This window comes from uncultured Granulicatella sp. (genome assembly GCF_963528315.1).
In the GTDB taxonomy this organism is placed as follows: Bacteria; Bacillota; Bacilli; order Lactobacillales; family Aerococcaceae; genus Granulicatella.
On record NZ_CAURVV010000062.1, the window covers coordinates 1 to 7050 of the forward strand.

The 7050-nt window shown below is 33.6% G+C and carries 7 protein-coding genes and 1 other annotated feature; of the genes, 5 read left to right on the forward strand and 2 right to left on the reverse strand.

Annotated elements, in window-relative coordinates; genetic code table 11:
- The first annotated feature begins 251 nt into the window (after nt 1-251).
- The 5 genes from coaE to thrS all read left to right on the forward strand — a co-directional run bounded on the left by coaE (nt 252) and on the right by thrS (nt 6091).
- Entirely contained in the window at nt 252-857 is a 606-nt protein-coding gene (gene coaE, locus RYK07_RS08505; RefSeq protein ID WP_314853442.1) for a dephospho-CoA kinase, read from the forward strand.
- A gap of 29 nt (nt 858-886) precedes the next feature.
- Nucleotides 887-1363 (forward strand): transcriptional regulator NrdR, encoded by a 477-nt coding sequence (nrdR, locus tag RYK07_RS08510; protein ID WP_006702344.1) that lies wholly within the window; start codon nt 887-889, stop codon nt 1361-1363.
- Nucleotides 1364-1375: 12 nt separating this feature from the next.
- Complete coding sequence (locus RYK07_RS08515) at nt 1376-2863, forward strand: DnaD domain protein (RefSeq protein ID WP_314853443.1); 1488 nt, start codon at nt 1376-1378, stop codon at nt 2861-2863.
- 2 nt (nt 2864-2865) lie between these two features.
- Nucleotides 2866-3789 carry a primosomal protein DnaI gene (gene dnaI, locus RYK07_RS08520; protein ID WP_314853444.1) on the forward strand — a complete coding sequence of 308 codons (924 nt, stop codon included), beginning with the start codon at nt 2866-2868 and terminating at the stop codon, nt 3787-3789.
- A gap of 71 nt (nt 3790-3860) precedes the next feature.
- Nucleotides 3861-4072: a binding site (T-box leader), on the forward strand.
- A gap of 75 nt (nt 4073-4147) precedes the next feature.
- A complete protein-coding gene (gene thrS, locus RYK07_RS08525) occupies nt 4148-6091 on the forward strand; it encodes a threonine--tRNA ligase (protein WP_314853445.1) in 1944 nt (647 codons plus the stop codon).
- A gap of 101 nt (nt 6092-6192) precedes the next feature.
- On the opposite strand, the gene RYK07_RS08530 is transcribed toward thrS, so the two are convergent.
- Together RYK07_RS08530 and RYK07_RS08535 are read right to left on the reverse strand one after the other, a co-directional pair.
- Nucleotides 6193-6750: a DUF6036 family nucleotidyltransferase gene (locus RYK07_RS08530; protein WP_314853446.1), complete on the reverse strand. Its 558-nt coding sequence runs from the start codon at nt 6748-6750 to the stop codon at nt 6193-6195.
- Nucleotides 6743-7027: a hypothetical protein gene (locus RYK07_RS08535; RefSeq protein WP_314853447.1), complete on the reverse strand. Its 285-nt coding sequence runs from the start codon at nt 7025-7027 to the stop codon at nt 6743-6745. Before RYK07_RS08535 ends, RYK07_RS08530 begins: the two co-directional genes overlap by 8 nt.
- Nucleotides 7028-7050 lie beyond the last annotated feature (23 nt).

Consider the following 7050-nt stretch of genomic DNA (forward strand, 5'->3'; position numbering starts at 1 on the left):
TTTCAGAATTTTATAGTGCTTTCTTCTATTTTTGAGACTTTTTGCCCAGCCTCACTGCTGCTACGGGGAAATTCCTTTTTTGTTTTCCATCATAAGATATGTACGTATTCGAGTTAGAAATGGAATTTCCAAAATGTAGCAAAGGTTTTAATTACTGGGATTTTCTTTTTTGTTTCTCTTACATAGTTTTTTATTGCATGAATCTTTGTTTTCATCTAACATAGAACAAAAGAGCTATAAGGAGGAATTTTATGAAAATTGTTGGATTAACAGGTGGGATTTCTTCTGGGAAATCTACGGTATCTTCTTATTTAAAACAATTAAAAATTCCTGTTATTGATGCAGATGAAGTTGCTCGTAAAGTAGTTGAACCCAATAGTCAAGGCGCTATAGAAATTAGAAAAGCTTTCGGTAGTGATGTGTTTGAAGAAGACGGAAGCTTAAATCGTCAAAAATTAGGTGCATTAATTTTTTCAAATGCAGAAAACCGTCAAAAACTAGATGAGCTATTACAGCCTCTCATTAAAATCATGATTTTAGAGGAAATCGAAGAGTATCGTCAAAAAGGGGAAACCATGATTGTCTTAGACTTACCCCTATTATTTGAAAAACATTATGAAGAATTATGCGAAGAAATTATCGTTGTTTATATTCCAAAAAAACTACAATTAGAGCGATTAATGAAGAGAAATCAATATACAAAACAAGAAGCACTGTCTCGAATCGATTCTCAATTATCCATTGAAGAAAAACGGAAACGAGCGACAGTTTTATTCGATAATCAAGGCACGGTTCAGCAGTTATATCAACAAGTTGAACAGTGGCTAGTAGAAACGAAAAATGATATACTACAATAAGAAAAAACTTGAAGAAAGGGGACATCGTCATGCAATGTCCAAGATGTAAATTTAATGGTTCACGAGTGATTGATAGCCGTCCAGCAGACGATGGTCGTTCAATTAGAAGAAGAAGAGAATGTGATGAATGTGGTTATCGATTCACAACTTTTGAAAGATTAGAAAAAGCGCCGATTTTAGTCATTAAAAGAAATGGAAATCGCGAGGCGTTTAATCGTGAAAAATTATTAAATGGATTAGTTCGTTCTGCTGAAAAACGTCCGATTCCATTAAGTCAATTAGAACAAATTGTGAATGAAGTAGAACATACGATTAATCAAGAAGGAGAAAATGAAATCTCAAGTATGTTAATTGGAGAGATGGTCATGGACTACCTTGCTAAAATTGATGATATTGCTTATATTCGTTTTGCAAGTGTATACCGTCAATTTACCGATAGAAAAATGTTCTTAAAAGAATTAGAGAGAATGTCTTTTGAAATGGATCGTAAAGATAGTAAATCATAATAGGAGGATCAAATGGACGAGAAATCAATAAAGTGGAGTCAGTTGAATCCACGTGATTGTATTCAAGTAACTCAGCAAGTTTGGCTGACACAACGTGAATTACAATTTGTGACGCAATTATATGTACCATTTTTAGGGGTTCAAGCCTCAACTTTATATTTAGTCTTATTTAGTGAGCTTTCTCCGAATTCCTATCAAAGTGATGTCATTCGATTGGCAGATTTATTAGCTTTAGTAAATATGGGAATTCCAGATTTTTATCAAGCAAGAATCCGTTTAGAATCAGTTGGCTTATTAAAAACCTATCGCTATGAAGATGAAGAATCGATTAGTGCTCAATATACATTTGAATTACAAGCACCAGCGAGTCCAAATTTATTTTTCAAAGATGCTTTATTGTCGACACTTTTAGTGAATCAAGTAGGACATCAACGTTTTGAAATCTTACAAAAACGTTTTAGTGTAAAGGAAAAGGCTCCTTATGGTCAAGATGTTACCAGTACTTTCCAAGAAGGATTCCAATTACCTTTTAATATGTCACAGTACAAGCGAAATATCGCTCAAGAAAAACAAATGATTAAAGATGTGAAGCAACAAGAATCATTAGTACTAAATTCTAATATTGATTGGGAATTATTAACGGACTTGTTAAAGAGTCAATTTGTTCATGAACAGGCTTTAACAGATGAAGTGAAGCAAATGTTAAATAGCTTCCAATTATATTATGGGTTAACAGAAAGAGAAATTGCGCAATATGTCATTTATGCTGCGGATTTATCTACGGGTGAAATCGATGAAAAGGAATTATATTCGATTATTATTAATGCTAATCAGCATTTAGCAGCTCCTAAACAAGAGGAATCTACTGTAACTTTAGTTGTTCCGAAAGAAGAAAGTATGCCTGTAGTTTCAGAAGGGGTTGTAGAAGAACAACAAGAAACAACTTCAACGTCTACTCATTTACCTCAGGCGATTCAACGATTAATTACATTAGCAAAAGAAATGACGCCATTTGACTTTATGACAAGTATTAAGCAACAAAGAAATGGCTATGTTTCAAATGGAGAACAAAGAATTATTTTAGATTTAGTTCAAGTAGGAACGATTCCATCTGAAGTCATTAATATTTTAATTCATTACGTATTAGTCGTTAAAAATAATCCAACGATTAATAAAAATTTAATGGATACGATTGCGAATGATTGGAGTCAAAAAGGGATGCAAACAGCTGAACAAGCTATTGAAGCAGTTCGTCAAAGAGATAAAGAATTTAAAGCTAGTCGTAAAGAAAAAATTGAAAATCGACAACTACAATCATACTCAGGTAAAAAATATTATGGTAATGCTCCGAAAGGAAGAGTGGCTTCTGTTCCTGACTGGGCGATGAAACCAAATGAAACAAAAGAAAGTCCATTGGATGATGAAAATCTTCAATTATTAAAAGCACAGCTTTCTCAATTGAAAACAAGTGGGAATTCTGAACAAGTGAAGGGAGAATAGTGATGGAAGGAATGCAAGATTTATTTGGCAATAAAACGGCTACTACAGCATTTCAACAACAATATCAAAAAATTGTAGCAGAAGTTTTACAAGATAAAGAAGTTCAACAATTTTTACAAGAACATCAAGATGAAATTCCGCAAGAAAATTTAGTAAAAAGCTATTCAGCCCTATTGGAATATATTCAACAGCGTGATGCTCGTATCCAAGGTGTGGAAACATATATTAAAGGGATGGAACCACTATTAAGGGTTAACCAAGGTTTTGTTGAAGTTGTGTATCGTCCAACTCAAGAGTTTATCCAAAAACAACAGCAGCATGATTTAACGAATCGAATCCATGCCATTAATATGCCTAAAAATTTATTACAGGTGACATTAAATTCTTTAGATATTACAAAAGAGCGTCAAGAAACTTTTCAAGCTTCACTGAAATTTATTAATGAATTATCCGCAAAGCCAAATGAATTTCATCGTGCGATTTATTTAGTGGGTTCATTTGGAGTTGGAAAAACGTATTTCTTAGCAGCTATTGCAAATGAATTAGCTCAACTTGGATTTGAAACAACTTTAGTGCATGTTCCAAGCTTATCGAGTGAATTGAAAAGTGCAATTGGCGCAAATCGATTAGAAGAAAAGGTTGAAGTTTTAAAAACATCGCCAATCTTAATGCTAGATGATATTGGAGCAGAATCAAATTCTGCTTGGTTTAGAGATGAAATTTTAATGATTGTATTGGAATATCGTATGATGCAAGAATTACCAACATTCTTTTCATCTAATTTAACGATTGAAGAATTACAAGAACATTTAAGTGTTTCTAATCGTGGAGATGTAGAATTGTTAAAAGCGAAACGTTTGATTGAACGTGTTCGTTTCTTATCGAAAGAAATTTTCTTAGATGGAGAAAATCGTCGCTATTCATAATTTTCAAAAAAAGAAACAATTTTCTTGATTTTTATAAAAATAGTGGTAGAATAACTAATGAATTAAATATTTTGAAAATGATGAAAAAGACAAGAAACTGTTATCTGGTTATCTAATAGAGAGAAGTGGGTTGGTGGAACACTTCATCCGAGATAGTTTTACCACTTTTGAATCCTTGTTTGAAGTATAGTATGGCAAGGCGTAGCGGAGCGTTAGTCCGTTTAAGAGATTCGTTTAAAACGAATGAATTTGGGTGGAACCACGTAGAAATAACGTCCCATAGTTTGTATGAGTATGCAAACTATGGTTTTTTTGTTTTTTTAAGCATTTTTGAAAGGAAAGAAGGAGAACAATGTCAATGATTAAAGTTACATTTCCAGATGGAGCTGTAAAAGAATTTGAACAAGGAATTTCAGTGAAAGAAGTTGCTGAAAATATTAGTAAGAGCTTAGCAAAAAAAGCACTTGCAGGTAAAGTAAATGGAGAATTAGTCGATTTAGATCGTGCATTAACAGAAGATGCTAGTATTGAAATCGTAACACCAGATCATGAAGATGCATTAGGGATTTTACGTCACTCAACTGCGCACTTATTAGCACATGCATTAACTCGTTTATACCCAGGAATTCACTTTGGCGTAGGACCTGCAATTGAAACAGGATTTTACTACGATACAGATATGCCAAATCAATTAACAGAAGATGCTCTTCCAGAAGTTGAAGCTGAAATGATGAAAATTGTAAAAGAAAACTATCCAATCGTACGCCGTGAAGTAAGCCGTGCAGAAGCGTTAGAAATTTTTGCAAAAGATCCTTATAAAGTAGAATTAATTAATGGTTTACCAGAAGATGAAACAATTTCTATTTATCAACAAGAAGATTTCGTAGACTTATGTCGTGGAATTCACGTACCTTCAACAGGACGTATTCAAGTCTTCAAATTATTATCTCTTGCAGGAGCATACTGGAGAGGAAATTCTGATAACAAGATGATGCAACGTGTATACGGAACAGCATTCTTTGATAAAGCAGACTTAAAAGAATTCTTGAAAATGCGTGAAGAAGCAAAAGAACGTGATCATCGTAAATTAGGAAAAGAATTAGACTTATTTATGATTAGCCAAGAAGTTGGTTCAGGATTACCATTCTGGTTACCAAAAGGTGCTACAATTCGTCGTACAATTGAACGTTACATTGTAGATAAAGAAATTTCTCTTGGATACCAACATGTGTACACTCCAGTAATGGCTGATGTAGGTTTATACAAAACTTCAGGTCACTGGGCACACTATCAAGAAGATATGTTCCCTCCAATGGATATGGGAGATGGCGAATTATTAGTATTACGTCCAATGAACTGTCCTCACCACATGATGGTATATAAAAACCATATTCACAGCTACCGTGAATTACCAATTCGTATTGCCGAATTAGGTATGATGCACCGTTATGAAAAATCAGGAGCATTATCTGGTTTACAACGTGTACGTGAAATGACATTAAATGATGGACATACATTTGTTCGTCCAGATCAAATTAAAGACGAGTTCAAACGTATCCTTGATTTAATTCGTGAAGTATATAAAGATTTCAATGTAAAAGATTATCGTTTCCGTTTAAGCTATCGTGATCCAGAAGATAAACACAAATACTTTGATGATGATGAAATGTGGAACAAAGCAGAAGCAATGTTAAAAGAAGCAATGGATGAAATGGGATTAGAATATTTTGAAGCGATTGGTGAAGCTGCATTCTATGGTCCAAAATTAGATATCCAATTCAAAACAGCAATGGGCTTAGAAGAAACAATGTCTACAATCCAATTAGACTTCTTATTACCAGAACGTTTCGACTTAACTTATGTGGGTGAAGATGGAGATAACACTCACCGTCCAGTAGTTATCCACCGTGGGGTAGTATCAACTGCAGAACGTTTTGTAGCTTACTTAATCGAAGAATATAAAGGAGCATTCCCAACTTGGTTAGCTCCAGTTCAAGCAACTATTATTCCAGTAAGTGTAGAACATCATTATGATGCAGCTCGTGCATTAAAAGAAAAAATGATGAGTTTAGGATTACGTGTTGAATTAGATGATCGTAATGAAAAAATGGGTTACAAGATTCGTGCTTCTCAAACACAAAAAATCCCTTATCAATTAGTAATTGGGGATAAAGAAGTAGAAGAAGGAACAGTAACAGTTCGTCGCTATGGTTCAAAAGAAACTGTTTCAATGACAATTGAAGCATACTTAGAACGTGTTCAACGTGAAATTGCGAACTTCTCTCGTCCATTAGAAGATTAATTTAATGGTTGATCGACAAATCCTGTTGGTGAGAAATCACCGACAGGATTTTTTACATGCAAAAAAGACAACTTCTAAACGAGAAATTGTCTTTAGGGTGATTAATAATAGTTTTGAAGTTGTTCTTGGTTTTCTCTGAAAAATTCTTCTAACCAGTCAATGCCGTATGCGTAGCTAAATCCTTCTAATAGAATTGAAAAATCAATCATAGAAAAGCCCATTTTTTTCAAGGTATCAAAGGTATCGAAAGGGGAACGGAAGTTTTTAAATTTAATAATCATCCCAATATCTTTTAAGTCTTGCTCTCGAGCGCTCATCATTTTCATTCCGAGTACATATTCAATTGGTGCAACTAGTACGGTTAAGTGAGTAAAGGAGTACAAGGTATCACATAAATCTAATGGAGGTTGTTGATTCATATTTGCTACATTATTGTTGAGCCATAGTTCTTCCTGAGTATTTAGGTTAAATTTTTGACCAACACGAGCAATTATCTCGTTGATTTGATGAGTTTCTTCATAAAATGCATCTACATCTTGAGTAGCTCGCAAGCCATGATATTCTAACACATAACCACCAACACAAATAATCGTTAAAGAAAGATTTTTTTGAGATAATTCTTGGTTTAAGGCTTCAAAGACAGGTTTCATTTTATCCATGTTTGTATTTCTCCATTAATTTTTGAACATTCGTTAATTTAGCGGGTTTATTTAATGAAATAACATATTCATGAGTAGGGCTATGTTTTTGGACAGCATATTTTAAACTCACTTTTTGAAAATGAGTAAGTTCTTCGGAGTTTAATAATTTCTCGACATCTTCGTCTGTTAAATAAGAATAGTCTTCAAAAATAACTTTGCGTAAATATCGAAACCAGTGACTCGCATTAAAACGTGACTGTTTGGATGCGTTTATCATATAATCATACCAATCCATAATTTTCCTCCTATAAGAAATTG

Excerpts from the sequence above, each read along its gene's own strand:
- coaE (WP_314853442.1), top strand. The coding sequence starts at position 252 with ATGAAAATTGTTGGATTAACAGGTGGGATTTCTTCTGGGAAATCTACG.
- nrdR (WP_006702344.1), top strand. The coding sequence starts at position 887 with ATGCAATGTCCAAGATGTAAATTTAATGGTTCACGAGTGATTGATAGC.
- RYK07_RS08515 (WP_314853443.1), top strand. The coding sequence starts at position 1,376 with ATGGACGAGAAATCAATAAAGTGGAGTCAGTTGAATCCACGTGATTGT.
- dnaI (WP_314853444.1), top strand. The coding sequence starts at position 2,866 with ATGGAAGGAATGCAAGATTTATTTGGCAATAAAACGGCTACTACAGCA.
- thrS (WP_314853445.1), top strand. The coding sequence starts at position 4,148 with ATGATTAAAGTTACATTTCCAGATGGAGCTGTAAAAGAATTTGAACAA.
- RYK07_RS08530 (WP_314853446.1), bottom strand. The coding sequence starts at position 6,750 with ATGGATAAAATGAAACCTGTCTTTGAAGCCTTAAACCAAGAATTATCT.
- RYK07_RS08535 (WP_314853447.1), bottom strand. The coding sequence starts at position 7,027 with ATGGATTGGTATGATTATATGATAAACGCATCCAAACAGTCACGTTTT.